The organism is Mesorhizobium sp. B2-3-4 (assembly GCF_006442315.1).
Classification (GTDB): domain Bacteria; phylum Pseudomonadota; class Alphaproteobacteria; order Rhizobiales; family Rhizobiaceae; genus Mesorhizobium.
Window position 1 is genome coordinate 281,434 of sequence record NZ_VFVY01000003.1, and the last position, 16,476, is coordinate 297,909.

A 16,476-nucleotide genomic window follows, 5' to 3' on the forward strand; every position below is an offset into this window, starting at 1 on the left:
CTACTCGGCCGCGGCGCGAATGCCCGGCATGTCGGGAAAGGTGCAGATGACTGTCGTGCCCTTGTCCTTGCCGGTTTCGATGCGAACGGCGCCGCCATGCAGTTCGACAAAGCTCTTGACGATCGACAGGCCGAGCCCGGCGCCGCGCCGGCGGCCGCCATTGGCGCGCGGCTCGAAGCGGCGGAACACCGAATCCAGCACATCGGGCGGCATGCCCGGCCCATCGTCGTGAACCGAGAATTCGACCCCGTCCGCCAGCTGGCGGCACGTCAGCCGGATGGTGCTGGCCTCCGGCGCGTAGTTGGCGGCGTTGCTCAGCAGATTGTAGAGGATCTGGCGAATGCGGGTTTCGTCGCCATGGAAGGTCTTCGGCGCGGCGGCTGCATCGACCGCGAGCCGGATCGAATGCTCCTCCAGCCGGTCGGCGACCAGTTCGGCGGCTGCCGCGATGGTACGGTCGACATGCACCTCGGAAATGTCGAGCTGCATGATGCCGGCATCGACGGTCGCCAGGTCGAGTATGTCGTTGACGATGGTCAAGAGCACCGAGGAAGACGAGCCGACATGCTCGACATATTCGCGCTGTTTCTGCGTCAGCGAGCCGGTCGCCGGCAGCGACAGCAACTCGGTGAAGCCGATGATGTTGGTCAGCGGCGAACGCAGTTCGTAGGACACGTGCTGGACGAATTCGTTCTTGAGCTGGTCTGATTTCTCCAGCGCCTCGTTCCTGTCCTTGAGCGCGCGCTCGATATGGACGCTGTCGGTGACGTCGACGAAGGTCATCATCACTTGCCCGTTGGGCAGCGGAATCACCGCGTAACGCAGCACATTGCCATTGTTGAGCTCGGTCTGGCCGTGGCGGTCGCGGCGCTCGTCGTCGAAACCGGTGATGGCGGCGACGAAGCCGGGCCAAGGGCTTTCGACGGCTTGCCGGTCGCAGAGATCGCGTATGGTCGATACGTGCACGCCGGGCTTGGCGGCTTCCGTGTCCACGCCCCACAGCGTGGCGAAAGCCGGGTTCGACAGCCGCAGCCGGCCATCGGGACCGAACACCGCGACGCCCTCGGCGAGATTGTCGAGCGTCTCGCCCTGGACCCGAACCGCGGTGCGGTAGCGGCTTTCCAGATCCATCTTCTCGGTCAGGTTCTCGAACACCCAGGTGACGCCGCCCTTGGGCTGCGGATTGGCAACGACGCGGATCGTCTTGCCGTCCGGCAGATGCCACCAATGTTCCTGCGATTCGACCGCGCGGTAGGCGGAAAGCAGGCCTTCCTTCCAGCGGCGCCATTCGGGCTGTTCGGCGATCTTGCCCTCGCTGCGCAACCGGTCGAGCAGAAGCGCGTTGTCGGGCGCGCTGTGCAGGAAGCCGCTGTCGAGGCCCCACAGTTTCTGAAAAGCCTGGTTGAAGAAGCGCAGCTTCTCGTCGGTGTCGAAGATGGCGACCGCGGTGTTGAGCTGGTCGAGCGTGTCGGCATGGCTGCGAACGGTCCGCTCATATTCGCCGCGGATGGCCTCGATGGCACTGGTGTCGCAGGCCAGGCCGGCCGAACCGTCGGGACCGGCAAAATCGGTCACGGCAAACACGCGGCGATCGCCTTCGATCACAGTGGAAAGCGACTGCTCGAACACCGGATGCGATCTGTGCTGCGTGGCGATGGCGTCGCGGGCCTGGCCGCCGAGGAACTCCTTGGCGTCGCGCACGGCCGCTTCGGCGCCCTCCGCCTCGACCGCGTCGGCATAGGCGCGGTTGACCCATTTCAGGCGGCCATGCTCGTCACGCAGCCATGCCGGCATCTTCAGGGCCTCGAGCAGGCCGATCATCGTGTCGTGGTCGGCGGCCAGCCGCTGGTTGTCGATCTTGAGCCGGGCCTGGCTGCGCTGCGTCTCGGAAAGCGAGACAAAACGTACCAGCACGTGAGCCGCGCTCTTGCGGCCATGCGCTTCCAACGGAGCGCCGGTCTGCGATTCCATCACCAGATCGAACGGCCTGCCTTTCTCGCGCAAAGCCGCCACGGCATGTTCGAGCGCCGCCGCCGAGCGCGGCAGCAGCCAGCGGCCAAAGGCGAGGAAAGCGGCCCGCTCCTCCGGCGCGCCGCTTTCGGTCGGCAACGTGCCGATGAGTTCCGGTTTCTTGTTTTCCGATGCCCAGACGACCACACGCTGGTCGCGCAGGTTGAGCAGCGCTTCCGAGCGCCGCAGCGCGGCGCTGATATCGGCGACGCGGCTTCTCAGCTCGACATTTTCGGCCGAGGTGCGCGCGCGTTCGCGGATGAGGACGATGGCCGACAGGAATGCCGCTCCCATCACCCCGGCAAAGACAGCCAGTTGCATGACCTCGATGGTGCTGATCGAAAGGCTGGCTGCCGCCACCTCGGCGCCCTGGGCGCGTGCGGCGGCTCCCAACAGCGGGCTAGCCAGCGCGGAGCCGGCAAGCAGCAATCCCGCGCGGCCACGCCAGGAGCGGCGCCCGCCATGCGTGGCGGAGCCAGTGGTCTCCGAATCCTGATGGCCGCCGGAAACGGCCTGTCCCGCGCGAAGCGGGTTATCCCCCGGCATGTCTTGGTCCTCTTCGCCGCCTGAATGCAAGACCGCCCTGATGCGTACGCCGACCCTCGTCCCCGGACCCGCGAATCACAACAATAGCGCCTGCCGGAATCGGCGTGAAGAATCATTCGGCGCAAAAATAAAGCCGGGCGAAAAGTCAATCGCCCGGCATCAATATCTGGTAGAAAATTTGGATTTGGTTAATAGCGGTAGTGTTCCGGCTTGAACGGACCCTGCGGCGTGACGCCGATATAGGCTGCCTGCTCACCCGACAGTTCGGTCAGGCGGGCGCCGAGCTTGTCGAGATGCAGGCGTGCGACCTTCTCGTCGAGATGCTTGGGCAGCACATAGACCTGGTTCTGATACTGCTCGCCCTTGCTGAACAGCTCGATCTGCGCCAGCACCTGGTTGGTGAAGGACGCCGACATGACGAAGCTCGGATGGCCGGTGGCGTTGCCGAGATTGAGCAGGCGGCCTTCCGACAGCAGGATCATGCGCTTGCCGTCCGGGAAGGTGATCATGTCGACCTGCGGCTTGACGTTGGTCCATTTCAGATTGCGCAGCGACGCCACCTGGATCTCGTTGTCGAAATGGCCGATATTGCCGACGATCACCATGTCCTTCATCGAGCGCATGTGGTCGAGGGTGACGACATCCTTGTTGCCGGTGGTGGTGATGACGATGTCGGCGGTCGGCGCCGCGTCTTCCAGCGTGACCACTTCAAACCCGTCCATCGCCGCCTGCAGCGCGCAGATCGGATCGACCTCGGTGACCTTGACGCGGGCGCCGGCGCCCTTGAGCGAAGCCGACGAGCCCTTGCCGACGTCGCCATAGCCGCAGACGACCGCGACCTTGCCGGCCATCATCGTGTCGGTGCCGCGGCGGATGCCGTCGACCAGCGATTCCTTACAGCCATACTTGTTGTCGAACTTCGACTTGGTTACCGAGTCGTTGACGTTGATCGCAGGGAACGGCAGCAGGCCCTTCTTCTGCAACTGGTAGAGGCGGTTGACGCCGGTCGTGGTCTCCTCGGTGACGCCGCGGATGGCTTCCTTCTGCTTGGCGAAGAAGCCGGGCGAAGCCTTGAGGCGCTTCTTGACCTGGGCGTAGAAATATTCCTCTTCCTCGCTCTGCGGGTTGGACAACACGTCCTCGCCGGCTTCGGCGCGGGCGCCGATCAGGATGTACATGGTGGCGTCGCCACCATCATCGAGGATCATGTTGGAGAGGCCGCCATCGGCCCACTGGAAGATCCGGTCGGTGTAGTCCCAGTACTGTTCGAGGCTCTCGCCCTTGACGGCGAAGACCGGAATGCCGGCCTCGGCGATCGCGGCGGCGGCGTGGTCCTGGGTCGAGAAGATGTTGCAGGAGGCCCAGCGGATGTCGGCGCCGAGCGCCTTCAGCGTCTCGATCAGCACCGCGGTCTGGATGGTCATGTGCAGCGAGCCGGTGATGCGCGCGCCCTTGAGCGGCTTCTTGGCGCCGAATTCCTCGCGGCAGGCCATCAGGCCCGGCATTTCGGTTTCGGCGATGTCCAGCTCCTTGCGGCCCCAGCCGGCAAGCGAGATGTCGGCGACCACATAATCCTTGCTACCCGTCATGGCAGTGCTCCGTGCGATTTGATGTGCTTGCGAATTGGTTGCGGATGCGCCCGCGCCGGTCGGCGCGTCGAAGGGCGCGAATTGCCGGCCTGACTAGCAGATCGGCGTCGGGACGACAATGGGATATAAAGAAATCTTTATTCCTGCATGTCCTGAGTGCGCGTTAGCCCGAGAATTAAACGCCAGCCCAGACCGGCCCGATAAAAGTGCACTGTCCCCGTAATTTCGCGTGCCGTTCACCGGTCGGATGGAACACCTCTGCGTCCGGAGTGGCCCTACGCACACCAGGTCAAACCGATCCAGTTTCGCATACTATGCGGCGTTAAAAAATCCGTCCTCTCGCAACGCTTCCATTTCTTCTCCTAATAGAAACTCCCGGGGCGACTTTAAATCTCTTGGCGCGCCGCCCGTCTTTCTAGACTCGGAATGTTCGGTCAGATGCTTAAACAGTTCGATCGTCGGCTAAGAGGCATTAAAATTTTGCACCATTTTTTATGTCGTCTCGAACTCTAATTAAAAATCTCATTATTGGGAATATATCATTCTTTATTTTAGGAATTATTTGATACTTGCCTGCTGCGGTAGACATATGGATTTCCAAGTATTCGCTGTCTTTGGCGTTAGGAAGCGTCACATCAGAGATTTGGCTGTAAAGAATGAACGGTTCGTTCCATTTGGCGCATCGCAAACCGCGTTCAAAAAAGAATATATTTCCCGTCTTCTGGTCTGCGGTGTATACACCGATTAGAGTTCCAAGCTCGCTGGGACTGTCACCTGTCCCTTGTACGGAAGAAGACGCTGACACAGTTTCGTAGCTTTGCAGCTTCGATAGTATTCGGTGAGATCGTGACCTGGCTGTCATCGTCGTCCTACTTATTCAAAGGAATGTTGATTGTATTTACATATCTATCGCCGATTTTCTCTGTTGTCATATTATATCTATTTGTCAAAATAGAGTCGAGGTTGTCATCGGCGATGTTTGCTTCAACACGCAAAGAAGTTGCTCCAACGGAGTTTGCATAAGATCTTAAGCTTGAAAAAACGCTAAATGGAGTTGTTATTTTTCCCTCAATCATATCCACTTTAACGGTCATGACGCCGTCCTTCATCGTAACTGTGCCCTTTAATTGTTTTAAATCGCCTTTAATCCCCAAATCTTCGGCAGTCAGAGATCTGGTGAAATCCTTGCCCGTCTTCTTTTGATCGGCACCATCATCTTTGTCTGGATCGGGTGGTGTTGCGGCTGTCCCCGAAACGTCAGGTCCTGTGGGCGTTTTGCTGCCGCCCGCATTGTCATTGCCTTTTACGGACATGCTGGCGGGGTTGCTCGTACCTAGCAGACCGGCAAGCATTCCCCCAAGCGCTGCCCCAATTCCGAAACCGCCAAAACTGCCTCCCCCAATACCGCCACGTTCCCATCCACCAAGACGTCCAGTCGGGTCGGTGCCCAACGGATCGCTAGCTCTAGGGCTCATCATCACGTGGCCGTTCGGATCGCTTTTGTTAACCGGGTCGTTGCCGGAATAGGAATATCTGTTGGTCCCGACACCCGGCGTTGCCGGATCTAGGGTATCGGGCGAAATGAAGCGGACCGACTGGACATCGTGGCGCGCCTGCTGCTGCGGCAGTAAGTGCGGGCCATATGCCGATGAAGCATAGGCTCCAGCGGTGTTGGAAACCACCATCGAGATGGCTAGTACGGCCGCCAGTATGTGTTGAAGTATCCCGCCACCGCCGAATCTCATCATCAACTCCCCCTTGCCCTCTCAAATCGTCCTTGGTGACTAATTCAGTTTCGGTTGCCGCCATCCGAGCGCTTCGGCCTTGGCGAAAGCATCCTGGTTGGCTCGGTAGAGATCGTTCGCATAAGCGATCTTGTCGGCCGGGACGTCGTTTTGCTTCGGATATTTCTTGATGATGTTGGCATCGAGCAGCCGATAGTAGGCCGTGCCCTTCTTCACCAATATATAGGCGTTGGCGGGATAGGCATCGATCAGCACGTCGGCCAAAGCGATGGCTTCGTCATAGCGGCCGGTGGTGATAAGATTGTCGAGAACAGGCGTGGCGATAATCGACAGCGCTTCCCGGCGTGAAAGCGTCTTGAGGTAGACGCCGTTGGTGATGGCCACATCGGTCATCGGTAACTTTTGTCGATACCACTCATCGCGCGTAAAGCCCGCGCTGCTCGTGGTTTCGAGATTCCAGGTCTTGCCGGTCGCATCGTCGGTGAATTTCACGAACACATGCAGCGGGGCTGTCGAGAGCGTCACATCGAGGCCGAGACGTTTCCCCAATATGAGAAACAGCGTCGGCATGGAGACGCAATTGCCCTTTCGGGTCGCGAGATAGTTGGAAAGCAGCTGTGCGCCAGGTTGCTGGCCGTAGGGGTCGGAAAGATCGTACTGAAACGGCCTGCCATTGTTCCACCAGCCGCCCTCGTAGAGAAACGTGCGCAGGGCCTTCATCTTTTCCATGCTGGTTGAAGCGGCATCCGGCGGGAGTGTGCCGAGCATCTTGTTGACCGTCGCTACCATCCCGTCAATTTGAGCAAGCGTGCCTGCTTCATCAGTCGAAGGGTCAACAAACTTGTCGACCGCCAGCTTGGCGCGGGCAAAGTCCATCTCGCTTTCCGGTGCATCAAGCAGGCTGCGCACGAAAGTTGCGGGGGGCGGCAATTGGTCAGCAGCAGCCGGGCGGCCAACAGTCAGGCCGAGCAGCAATGCAAAGATGAATCCAGCTATTAGCCGTGTAATCATGCGCACTCGCCTCTGAACGCAAGTGCTGGATTGATACCTTTATTTGCCCAACCGGAGATAGAGTCGCCCGAAAGCTAGGCGCTGAAAGTTGTGGATGACAGCGCAACCTTATCGGGGGCCGGGTCTAGGCTGTCAGCATTCCTCGCCGAAGCGCGACGCCACAAGCTGCTCCAGCGCGTCCATGACCTCAAGCGCCTCCGGGCCGCTGGCGGTGACCCGGATCGAGTATCCCGGGCTGGCGGCCAGCATCATCAGGCCCATGATCGAGGTGCCGCCGACCTGGACGCCATCCTTCTCGACATGGACCGAAGCGTTGAAGCCGCTGGCAAGCTGGACGAACTTGGCCGAGGCGCGCGCATGCAGGCCGCGCTGGTTGACGATCGGAAATTCCCTGGTGATCGGATCCTTGGCGATGTGGTCCTTTTCCGACGACATCGTGCTCATTTGCTGCTCAAAAGCTGGCTGGCGACATTGATGTATTTGCGGCCGGCGGCCTGCGCCTCGTCCAAGGCGGCAGCCATGTTGTCGCCCTTGCGGATTGACGACAGCTTGATCAGCATCGGCAGGTTCATGCCGGCGATCACCTCGGTGCGCCCGGACTCCATCACCGAGATGGCCAGATTGGACGGCGTGCCGCCGAACATGTCGGTCAGCACGATGACGCCCGCGCCGGTGTCGACACGGGCGACGGCGTCGACGATGTCGCGGCGACGCTGCTCCATATCGTCGTCGGCCCCGATCGCCACGGTTTCGAAATTGTCTTGTGGCCCGACGACATGTTCGACGGCATGTCGGAACTCGGTGGCCAGTTGACCGTGCGTTACAAGCACGAGTCCGATCATTCTTTGGTGGCTCCCGTCATCGCCGCTTCACAGGCGCATTTTATGTTCGCCAGCCATTCCAGGCGGCGGGAGCGCTATCTTGTCGACGCGCGGCCCGTTGACAAGCCCAAAATTGCGCCGGCCCATGCCATTTTGACGCATTGCAGCAAAAAATACCGCGCGGATCATAGAAATGGCATGATCGACAGCCGTGCCATCACGGCGGGCAAGGCAGCCTGGACATTGCGCTCGGCCAGATCGATGCGCGCCACCGCGCAGCCGGCGATGTCGTCGCTGGCGTCCTCCTGCAGACGGGCGACGGCCTCGGCCGGGAGCAGGCGAAGATGCAGGTCTACGACACAGGCAGGCTCGAACGGCAGCCGTTTTGGACCAAGGCCGTGCACCTCGGCCAGCCCCGCTATTGCAGCAGGCGCACAGCACACCAGCCTCCCCGCATGCGCCTCGACGAAGAGCTGATCGTCGCCGACGAGCCGCGCGAACAGACCGCGCTGGCGGCAATGGTCGATGAGCGTCAGCGCCAGCGTCGTCTTGCCCGAACCGGACGCGCCGGTGATGAAGATGCCGCGCTCACCGATAAGCAGTGCCGTCGCGTGCATATTCTCAGGCCGCACGTCGCAATTCTCGACGGTTGGCAATCATCCCTCCGCCGGCAGCGTCACGACGAAGCGCGCGCCCTTGATCTCGCCGGGCTTGGTGCCGGGGATGTTCTCGGCGGTCAGCGTGCCGCCATGGGCCTCGACGATCTGCCTGGAGATCGACAGGCCAAGGCCCGAATTCTGGCCGAAGGCCTCGCCGGCGGGCCGATCAGTATAGAAGCGTTCGAAGATGCGGTCGATGTTGTCGGCGCGGATGCCGGGTCCGTTGTCGTCGACGGTGAGGATGTTGAATTTGCCGGCGCGCGCCAGCGACAGGCTGATATGGCCATGATCCTCGGGGACGAAGGAGCGCGCATTCTCGATCAGGTTGGTGATGACCTGGCCGATGCGCAGATCGTGGCCGAGGACGACATAGCCCTTGGCGCCCTGCGGCAGCTTGGCAACCTTGAGCTCTATCTCGACCGCCTTCTTGTTGCGCGTCGTTTCACGCGAAACGGCGACGAGATCGGTAATGAATTTCTTCAGGTCGACGGTGCCTGCATCCTCGCGCGCCAGTTCGGCATCGAGGCGGGAGGCATCGGAAATGTCGGTGATGAGGCGGTCCAGCCGTTTGACGTCGTGCTGGATGATCTCCATCAACCGGCCGCGCGAATTGTCATTCTTGGCCAGCGGCAAGGTTTCGACCGCGCTGCGCAGCGAAGTCAGCGGGTTCTTCAGCTCGTGCGACACGTCGGCGGCGAAACTTTCGATCGCCTCGATGCGGGCATAGAGCGCGTTGGTCATGTCGCGCACGGCGACCGACAGATTGCCGATCTCGTCCTGCCGGTCGGAAAAGTCGGGTATCTCCTCGCGGCTCTTGACGCCGCGCCTGACCCGCACCGCCGCAGCCGACAGGCGGCGCAACGGGTTCGCGATGGTGGAGGCGAGCAGCATCGACAGAATGGCGGTGACGAGCGCGGCGATGCCGAACACGCGCAGGATCGCCTTGCGCTCCGCGGCGACGATCTTGTCGATGTCGCCGCCTTCGGTCGACAGCATCAGCACGCCCAGAACGGCGCGAAAACGCTGGATCGGCACCGCGACCGAGACGATCTGTTCGCCTTGTTCCGAGACGCGCACGATGGTCGACGGGCTGCCGGTCAGCGCCTTGACCACTTCGGGGAAGGCGGCGCCATTGCCGCCGGGCTGCTCGTGATAGACGGGCAGGTCGGTGTTGCGGAAGAAATCGAAGATGAATTTCTGGACCCGCTCGACAAGGTCCGGCTCTTCCTCGTCGACCGGCGGCAGGTCGTAGCGCAGGATCTGGCCGCGCGAATAGAGATGGCGCGAATCGAGCAGCAGGTTGGCGTCGCGATCATAGATGCGGGCCCGCGTCCGGGTCGGCGAGATCAGCCGCCGCAGCACCGGCGCCACGCGCTCGGGGTTGATCGGGAAATCCAGATTGTCGAGCTGGTCCGAGCCGGGCCCCAGGCTTTCGCCGGCCTGCAGCTCGAGCAGCTTTTCCGGATCGATGCTGATCGAATCCGTCTCGACCGTCGCCGATGCCGCGATGGCGCCGGCTATGATCTCGCCCTGCGTCATCAGGCTTTCGACGCGCGCGTCGATCAGCCCGTCGCGGAAGGTGTTGAGGTAGAGAATGCCGGTGACCAGCACCGCCAGGCCGGCGAGATTGAGGAAGAGGATGCGCCGCGTCAGGCTGGAGAAGATGTGATGGCCGAGGAAGCGGCGCATCGGCACCGTGAATTTCGACACGAAGGACGGCATGATGCGCGACGGCCGCCTGGCAGCGCCCGCCGGTCTTGTTCGCTGTGCTTCAACTGCCATCGAATAGCAGGCCCTGTTTAGTGAGTAGGCAGTAGGCAATAGGGAATAGAGATGGCTGAGATTCCCTACGGCCCAATCCCTACTGCCTATTCCCTATTCACGCCTCTCGGAACCGGTATCCGACTCCGTAAAGGGTTTCGATCATTTCGAAGTCGTCGTCGACAGCCTTGAACTTCTTGCGCAGCCGCTTGATGTGGCTGTCGATCGTGCGGTCGTCGACATAGACCTGTTCATCATAGGCCGAATCCATCAGCGCATCACGGCTTTTTACAACGCCGGGGCGTTGCGCCAGCGAATGCAGGATCAGGAATTCGGTGACGGTAAGCGTCACCGGTTCGCCCTTCCAGGTGCAGGTATGGCGCTCCTGGTCCATGACGAGTTGACCGCGTTCGAGCGAGCGGGCCTGCTGGCTGGGCGCTTTTGCCGCGGCTTCGCGGGCGCTGGCGCGGCGCAAGACGGCGCGTACCCGCTCGACCAGCAGGCGCTGCGAGAACGGTTTGCGGATGAAGTCGTCGGCGCCCATCTTGAGACCGAACAATTCGTCGATCTCGTCGTCCTTGGAGGTCAGGAAGATCACCGGCAGGTCGGACTTCTGGCGCATCCGGCGCAGAAGCTCCATGCCGTCCATGCGCGGCATCTTGATGTCGAGGATGGCGAGATTCGGCGGCCGCGCCGCCAGGCCTTCCAGCGCGGACGCACCATCCGTATAGGTCTCGACACGATATCCCTCGGATTCGAGGGCGATCGACACCGACGTCAGAATGTTGCGGTCGTCATCGACAAGCGCGATTGTTGCCATTTCAAGCGGCTCCCTCATGAGCTGTCCCTTCTGTCGTAGAGAAGGGGCTTTTGCAGGACAAATTAGGTACAAAATGTGGCATAGGGCTTGTCCGCTGTCACGAGCGGCATGCCGGCGGCCACAATCCTACCTCGACACGGATTGGACGAACGGACACGGCCAATCCTTTGGGCAACCGTGAAAATTTTTGCATATATAAACGATTTAAACAACTTTCAAAATATTTAAATCGATTAATGATTTGATATCATTTGGCTTTTCTGGTTCTGACCGTCTCGGCCCATAAAGCGGGCATGCCGGAAACCTGCCGGCAAAGATGCGGCAAATCTTGAGAAGGGTCCCCAATGTCGGAAGTCGGCAAACGCAATCCTGCCTGCGCGATCGACCGTATCGGTCTGAAAACCTCGGGCGTGGTGCGCTACAATTTCGGCGCGGCTGCCCTTTATGAGGAGGCGATCCGGCGGGGCGAGGCACGGCTGACCGCGCAGGGCGCGCTTGTCGCCGAGACCGGCCAGCACACCGGCCGCTCGCCCAAGGACAAGTTCGTCGTGCGCGACGGCGCCACCGAACCGCATGTCTGGTGGGACAACAACAAGGCGATTTCGCCGGCTCAGTTCGACACGCTGCTCGCCGATTTCCTCGCCCATGCCGCGGACAAGGACCTTTTTGTGCAGGACCTGGTCGGCGGCGCCGATGAGGACCTCAAGCTGCCCACCCGGGTCATCGCCGAGTTCGCCTGGCACTCGCTGTTCATCCGCAACCTGCTCATCCGCCCGCGGGCGGCCGAACTCGAGACGTTCGTGCCGGAAATGACGATCATCGATCTGCCGTCCTTCCGCGCCGATCCCGCCCGCCACGGCAGCCGCACCGAGACCATGATCGCCGTCGACCTGACGCGCAGAATAGTGCTGATCGGCGGCACCTCCTATGCCGGCGAGATGAAGAAGTCGGTGTTCACGATGCTGAACTACTTGTTGCCGGAAAAGGGCGTGATGCCGATGCATTGCTCCGCCAATGAAGGGCCGGCTGGCGATGCCGCCATCTTCTTCGGCCTGTCGGGCACCGGCAAGACCACGCTCTCGGCCGATCCGTCGCGCACGCTGGTCGGTGATGACGAGCATGGCTGGGGGCCGCACGGTATCTTCAATTTCGAAGGCGGCTGCTACGCCAAGACGATCAGGCTGTCGGCGGAAGCCGAGCCGGAAATCTTCGCCACCACGCAGCGCTTCGGCACGGTGCTGGAAAATGTCGTGCTCGACGCCGACGGCGTGCCGGACTTCAACGATGGCAGGCTGACGGAAAACACGCGCTGCGCCTACCCGCTCGATTTCATCCCCAATGCCTCGAAGACCGGGCGCGCCAGTCACCCGAAGAACATCATCATGCTGACCGCTGATGCTTTCGGCGTGATGCCGCCGATCGCCAGGCTGACACCGGCGCAGGCGATGTATCACTTCCTCTCCGGCTATACGGCGAAAGTCGCCGGGACCGAAAAGGGCGTGACCGAGCCGGAAGCGACCTTCTCGACCTGTTTCGGCGCGCCCTTCATGCCGCGCCACCCGTCGCAATACGGCAATCTGCTGCGCGAGCTCATTGCCCGCCATGGCGCCGATTGCTGGCTGGTCAATACCGGCTGGACCGGCGGCGCTTACGGCACCGGCAAGCGCATGCCGATCAAGGCGACGCGTGCCTTGCTGGCGGCGGCCCTCGACGGTTCTTTGAAGATGGCAAAATTCCGCACCGACACCAATTTCGGCTTCGAGGTGCCGGAGGCGGTACCCGGGGTCGACAGCGCCATTCTCGATCCGCGCTCGACCTGGGCTGACAAGGCTGCCTACGACCGTCAGGCGGCGCGGCTGGTCGGCATGTTCGCCGTCAACTTCGAGAAATTCGAAAGCCATGTCGACGCCGTGGTGCTGGGGGCCGCGCCCCGCATGCAGGAAGCGGCGGAATAATCGCCGGCTCGCCTGGCGTCATTGCTGCCCGGTACCAGTGAAGGCCCGGTTTCGATCGGGCCTTTTCTTTTTCGGTCTGCCGCGCCATGACTGCGCCATGCCGATCGACGACGACATCATCATATCAGGCGAGGCCGTGATCCATCCGGGCGATCTGCACGAGGATTTCATCCGCTCGTCCGGCCCAGGCGGCCAGAACGTCAACAAGGTGGCGACGGCGGTGCAGTTGCGCTTCGACGCGCAGAACGCGGCGGGCCTGTCGGATCGCGTGCGCGCCCGTGCGATCAAGCTTGCCGGCCAGCGCGCCACCAAGGACGGCGTCATCGTCATCGAGGCCGGGCGCTTCCGGACGCAGGAGCAGAACCGCGCCGACGCGCGGGCGCGGCTGACCGCGCTGGTGGCCAAGGCCGCCGAACCGCCGCCGCCGCCGCGCAAGAAGACGAAGCCCTCGAAAGGGGCGGTGGAGCGGCGCCTCAAGACCAAGGCCGGCCGGTCGACGGTGAAGAAACTGCGCGGCCGGGTAGAAAACGATTAAGCAACACGCCAGTCGTGCGCGCAAAACCGCTTTCAATTTTGCGTTGCGGATGCGAGGTTTCCCCATTGCCACAGCAATGGAGACCTAGAGATGGGTATGTTCGATTTCGTCAAGAACGTCGGCAAGAAGCTCGGCATAGGCGGCGACGAGGAAGCCGCACCCACCGCAGACACCCTCAAGAAGGAACTCGATTCGCACAAGCTCGGCACCGATGGCGTGCAAGTCGTCATCCAGGGCGATACCGCGGTGCTGAAGGGCGTGGTCAAGGACCAGTCGATCTTCGAAAAGGCGGTTATCGCCGTCGGCAACACGTTGGGCGTTTCCAAGGTGCAGGCTGACGAATTGCAGGTCGCGCCGGCTTCCGGCACGGCCGCCCCCGCCAAGGAGCCGACCTTCTATACCGTCCAGAAGGGCGATAATCTCTGGAAGATCGCCGAAAAGAGCTACGGCAAGGGCCAGGGCGCCAAGAACACGGCCATCTTCGAGGCCAACAGGCCGATGCTGACCCATCCCGACAAGATCTACCCGGGCCAGGTCCTGCGTATCCCCTGACCTGGGCACGGGCCACGCCGTTCGAGACGGCCAGATCAAAAAACGCCGCGCGTCCGAAAGGGCGCGCGGCGTTTTCGGTTCTTACCAGCTGCGCTTCAGCGACGCCGTGATGTTGCGGCCCTGACCCAGATAGCAATAGCCTGAATTGCACACCGTGGCGCGTTCGTCGGCGATGTTGCGGATGGCGAAGGCGGCGCTGACGCCTTCGAATTTCTCGTCGACGGCGCCGAAATCATAGGACGCCGAGGCATCGAGATAGATCGCGGCGTCGTTCTTGGCGGTGTTGGTGGTGTCGGTATAGGTGGCGCTCTGCAACCGCACGCCCGCGCCCACCGAAAGGCCCGGGGCGGCACTGCCCTCGTCGAATTTGTAATTGGCCCAGAGGCTCGCGACATGCTCGGGCGTGACGGCGGGAACCTTGCCGAGCTCCGCCGAGTCGGGAGCAGCACCGGTGATCTCGGCGTGGTTGTAGTTATAGGCGGCGATCACATCCAGCCCGTCCGTGAGAGCGGCACGCGCCTCCAGCTCAAGGCCGTTGCTGGTGACCTCGCCCAGGGCCCGGTAGGTGCCGAGATTCGCGTTGACGATCACCGGCTTGTTCTTCTCGACCAGATGATAGGCGACCGCCGACAGCAGAATGTCGGTTCCTGGCGGCTGGTATTTGACGCCCAGTTCGAACTGCTCGCCTTTCGTAGGCTGGAGAACGCCGCCCGCGGCGGATTGATTGGTGACCGGCTCGAACGAGGTCGCGTAGCTGGCGAAGGGCGCGACGCCGTTGTCGAACAGATAGAGGGCGCCGGCCTGCATGCTGAAGGCGTTCTTGTTCAACCCGTCGGAGGCGCCGGTGGCATAATCGCGCGTCTGTTCGACAAAGGTCTGGCGCCCGCCAAGCGTGAATCGCCATCTGTCCAGCTCGACCTGGTCCAGCGCATAGACGCCGGTCTGGCGCAGATCCGCGTCGGAGGCCGAGAAGGTGGTGCCCGGCGTCGGGCCGGAGACGCCATAGGTCGGGTTGGCGATGTCGAAATCGTAAGCCGGATCGGCCGCATCGAACCCGTAGCCGAAGGACGAGGTCAGGTTTGTGTAGTCGAGGCCGAGAAGCAGCGTGTGGGCCATCGCGCCGGTGTCGAACTTGGCCTCGACCTGGTTGTCGGCCTGGAAGACGTTCATTTCGTCGCGAATCGCAGTCGCATAGCGATGCGCGATCGTGCCGGTCCAACCGGAGACCGCGAGATAACGCGACCTCAGGTCGAGATGGGAATACCGCACGTTCTGTCGTACCGTGATGCCGTCGCCGAAATCATGTTCGAACTTGTAGCCGATCTGCTGTTGCCGGATCTTCTGGTAGTCGTAATCGGGATCGCTTTCGCGGAAGGCAAGAATCTTCCCCGACGACGGGTCCTTTATCGCGCCGACATTGGAATCGGTCTCGTCGGCCTGCACCAGTCCGTAGACGGTGAAGGAGGTGGCGGCGTCCGGGTTCCAGGTGAACGACGGCTGCAGGAAATAACGATCGTCGGCAATGTCGAAATTGGTGTCGCCGTTTCGCGCCAGGCCGACGATCCTGTACAAGAATTCGTCGCTGCCCTCGGTGACCGGGCCGCCGAAATCGAACGCGGCCTGCGCCCTGTCCTTCGTGCCATAGAGCAGTTCGACTTCCCTGATCCGGTCCTCGGTCGGCAGCTTGGGCACCTTGTTGATGATGCCGGCCGGCGTTCCCGCGCCATAGAGCACGGAGACCGGGCCCTTGATCACCTCGACCCGCTCCAGCGAATAGGGGTCGGTGCGGAACGTGCCGTAATTGATGTAGGGCTGGCGGATGCCGTCCTTGTAATCGCCGAGCGTGGTCGCGTCGTAGCCTCTGATATAGATCTGGTCGAAGCGCGGGTCGAAGCCATAGGCGCCGGTGCTGACGCCTGCGGAATAGCGCACCGCCTCGATGATGTCCTGCGCGCCGCGCTCCTCGATCTCCTTGCGCGTCACCACCGAGACGGAGCGCGGGGTTTCGATGAGCGGGGTGTCCGTCTTGGTCGCGCCGGCGCTGCGCTTGGCAGCCACCGTCTTGTCGTCTTCGCGGGAAGTGTCGCCGCCTGCCTTGCCGTTGACGGTGATCGGCTCGAGCACGGTGGTGCCACCCGATGCCTGGGGACCGGCCTGTTGCGCCGATGCATATCCGGCTCCAAGCAGCGTCGACAGACACGTCGTGACGACAAGCCCTCGCCGGAACCGGATACGACCGCGCTTGAGCGCTTCAAAGCCTTGAAGGAAAGCCACTTCTATTCAACCCTCTCTCGCCGTTCGTTCCCCGCTGCCTCCTCCCGACGCCAGCGCGAAATTGTTGTACAAAACACTCAAGTTCAAAATCTTGACTATGGTAGTCATCTTTATTCGTCAACCGCCTTCGGCCAATTTGGCGAGACGAATTCACCGCGCATTGCCGGTTGGGCCGTCTCAGTAAAAATCGACGATGGC

Annotated in this window: 13 protein-coding genes; 3 read left to right on the plus strand and 10 right to left on the minus strand. The window is 61.8% G+C overall.

What is annotated here, in order from left to right; all coding sequences use genetic code 11:
• The 9 genes from FJ967_RS07590 to FJ967_RS07635 all read right to left on the minus strand — a co-directional run bounded on the left by FJ967_RS07590 (window position 1) and on the right by FJ967_RS07635 (window position 10,962).
• The gene (locus tag FJ967_RS07590; protein WP_140731080.1) at window positions 1-2,556 is read right to left on the minus strand and encodes a PAS domain-containing sensor histidine kinase; all 2,556 of its coding nucleotides are present in this window, start codon (window positions 2,554-2,556) and stop codon (window positions 1-3) included.
• A 188-nt stretch (window positions 2,557-2,744) separates the two neighbouring features.
• Window positions 2,745-4,145 (minus strand): adenosylhomocysteinase, encoded by a 1,401-nt coding sequence (ahcY, locus tag FJ967_RS07595; protein ID WP_140731081.1) that lies wholly within the window; start codon window positions 4,143-4,145, stop codon window positions 2,745-2,747.
• Between the two features lie 869 nt (window positions 4,146-5,014).
• The gene (locus FJ967_RS07600) at window positions 5,015-5,893 is read right to left on the minus strand and encodes an RHS repeat-associated core domain-containing protein (protein ID WP_140731082.1); all 879 of its coding nucleotides are present in this window, start codon (window positions 5,891-5,893) and stop codon (window positions 5,015-5,017) included.
• Window positions 5,894-5,929: 36 nt separating this feature from the next.
• A complete protein-coding gene (locus FJ967_RS07605; RefSeq protein ID WP_140731083.1) occupies window positions 5,930-6,901 on the minus strand; it encodes a transglutaminase family protein in 972 nt (323 codons plus the stop codon).
• Between the two features lie 132 nt (window positions 6,902-7,033).
• On the minus strand, window positions 7,034-7,345 hold the full coding sequence (locus FJ967_RS07610) for an HPr family phosphocarrier protein (RefSeq protein WP_140731084.1): 312 nt from the start codon (window positions 7,343-7,345) through the stop codon (window positions 7,034-7,036).
• Entirely contained in the window at window positions 7,342-7,743 is a 402-nt protein-coding gene (locus FJ967_RS07615) for a PTS sugar transporter subunit IIA (RefSeq protein WP_010912939.1), read from the minus strand. The genes FJ967_RS07610 and FJ967_RS07615 overlap by 4 nt, the downstream gene beginning before the upstream one ends.
• A gap of 164 nt (window positions 7,744-7,907) precedes the next feature.
• Complete coding sequence (locus tag FJ967_RS07625; protein ID WP_140731157.1) at window positions 7,908-8,339, minus strand: HPr kinase/phosphorylase; 432 nt, start codon at window positions 8,337-8,339, stop codon at window positions 7,908-7,910.
• Window positions 8,340-8,378: 39 nt separating this feature from the next.
• A complete protein-coding gene (locus FJ967_RS07630) occupies window positions 8,379-10,163 on the minus strand; it encodes a sensor histidine kinase (protein ID WP_140731086.1) in 1,785 nt (594 codons plus the stop codon).
• A 97-nt stretch (window positions 10,164-10,260) separates the two neighbouring features.
• On the minus strand, window positions 10,261-10,962 hold the full coding sequence (locus FJ967_RS07635; protein WP_010912942.1) for a response regulator transcription factor: 702 nt from the start codon (window positions 10,960-10,962) through the stop codon (window positions 10,261-10,263).
• A gap of 344 nt (window positions 10,963-11,306) precedes the next feature.
• On the opposite strand from FJ967_RS07635, the gene FJ967_RS07640 reads away from it, so the two are divergent.
• The 3 genes from FJ967_RS07640 (at window position 11,307) to lysM (ending at window position 14,004) form a co-directional block, all read left to right on the plus strand.
• Complete coding sequence (locus FJ967_RS07640; protein ID WP_140731087.1) at window positions 11,307-12,917, plus strand: phosphoenolpyruvate carboxykinase; 1,611 nt, start codon at window positions 11,307-11,309, stop codon at window positions 12,915-12,917.
• A gap of 97 nt (window positions 12,918-13,014) precedes the next feature.
• On the plus strand, window positions 13,015-13,452 hold the full coding sequence (arfB, locus tag FJ967_RS07645; RefSeq protein ID WP_140731088.1) for an alternative ribosome rescue aminoacyl-tRNA hydrolase ArfB: 438 nt from the start codon (window positions 13,015-13,017) through the stop codon (window positions 13,450-13,452).
• 90 nt (window positions 13,453-13,542) lie between these two features.
• On the plus strand, window positions 13,543-14,004 hold the full coding sequence (gene lysM, locus FJ967_RS07650) for a peptidoglycan-binding protein LysM (protein ID WP_140731089.1): 462 nt from the start codon (window positions 13,543-13,545) through the stop codon (window positions 14,002-14,004).
• An 81-nt stretch (window positions 14,005-14,085) separates the two neighbouring features.
• Here lysM and FJ967_RS07655 read toward each other — a convergent pair whose 3' ends face one another.
• Window positions 14,086-16,278: a TonB-dependent siderophore receptor gene (locus tag FJ967_RS07655; protein WP_246675209.1), complete on the minus strand. Its 2,193-nt coding sequence runs from the start codon at window positions 16,276-16,278 to the stop codon at window positions 14,086-14,088.
• Window positions 16,279-16,476: the final 198 nt, after the last annotated feature.

What these genes read in the sequence shown, in the direction of transcription:
- arfB (WP_140731088.1), top strand. Translation starts at nt 13,015, where the DNA reads ATGCCGATCGACGACGACATCATCATATCAGGCGAGGCCGTGATCCAT.
- FJ967_RS07610 (WP_140731084.1), bottom strand. Translation starts at nt 7,345, where the DNA reads ATGAGCACGATGTCGTCGGAAAAGGACCACATCGCCAAGGATCCGATC.
- FJ967_RS07640 (WP_140731087.1), top strand. Translation starts at nt 11,307, where the DNA reads ATGTCGGAAGTCGGCAAACGCAATCCTGCCTGCGCGATCGACCGTATC.
- FJ967_RS07600 (WP_140731082.1), bottom strand. Translation starts at nt 5,893, where the DNA reads ATGATGAGATTCGGCGGTGGCGGGATACTTCAACACATACTGGCGGCC.
- FJ967_RS07625 (WP_140731157.1), bottom strand. Translation starts at nt 8,339, where the DNA reads ATGCACGCGACGGCACTGCTTATCGGTGAGCGCGGCATCTTCATCACC.
- ahcY (WP_140731081.1), bottom strand. Translation starts at nt 4,145, where the DNA reads ATGACGGGTAGCAAGGATTATGTGGTCGCCGACATCTCGCTTGCCGGC.
- FJ967_RS07605 (WP_140731083.1), bottom strand. Translation starts at nt 6,901, where the DNA reads ATGATTACACGGCTAATAGCTGGATTCATCTTTGCATTGCTGCTCGGC.
- FJ967_RS07590 (WP_140731080.1), bottom strand. Translation starts at nt 2,556, where the DNA reads ATGCCGGGGGATAACCCGCTTCGCGCGGGACAGGCCGTTTCCGGCGGC.
- FJ967_RS07635 (WP_010912942.1), bottom strand. Translation starts at nt 10,962, where the DNA reads ATGGCAACAATCGCGCTTGTCGATGACGACCGCAACATTCTGACGTCG.
- lysM (WP_140731089.1), top strand. Translation starts at nt 13,543, where the DNA reads ATGGGTATGTTCGATTTCGTCAAGAACGTCGGCAAGAAGCTCGGCATA.
- FJ967_RS07630 (WP_140731086.1), bottom strand. Translation starts at nt 10,163, where the DNA reads ATGGCAGTTGAAGCACAGCGAACAAGACCGGCGGGCGCTGCCAGGCGG.
- FJ967_RS07615 (WP_010912939.1), bottom strand. Translation starts at nt 7,743, where the DNA reads ATGATCGGACTCGTGCTTGTAACGCACGGTCAACTGGCCACCGAGTTC.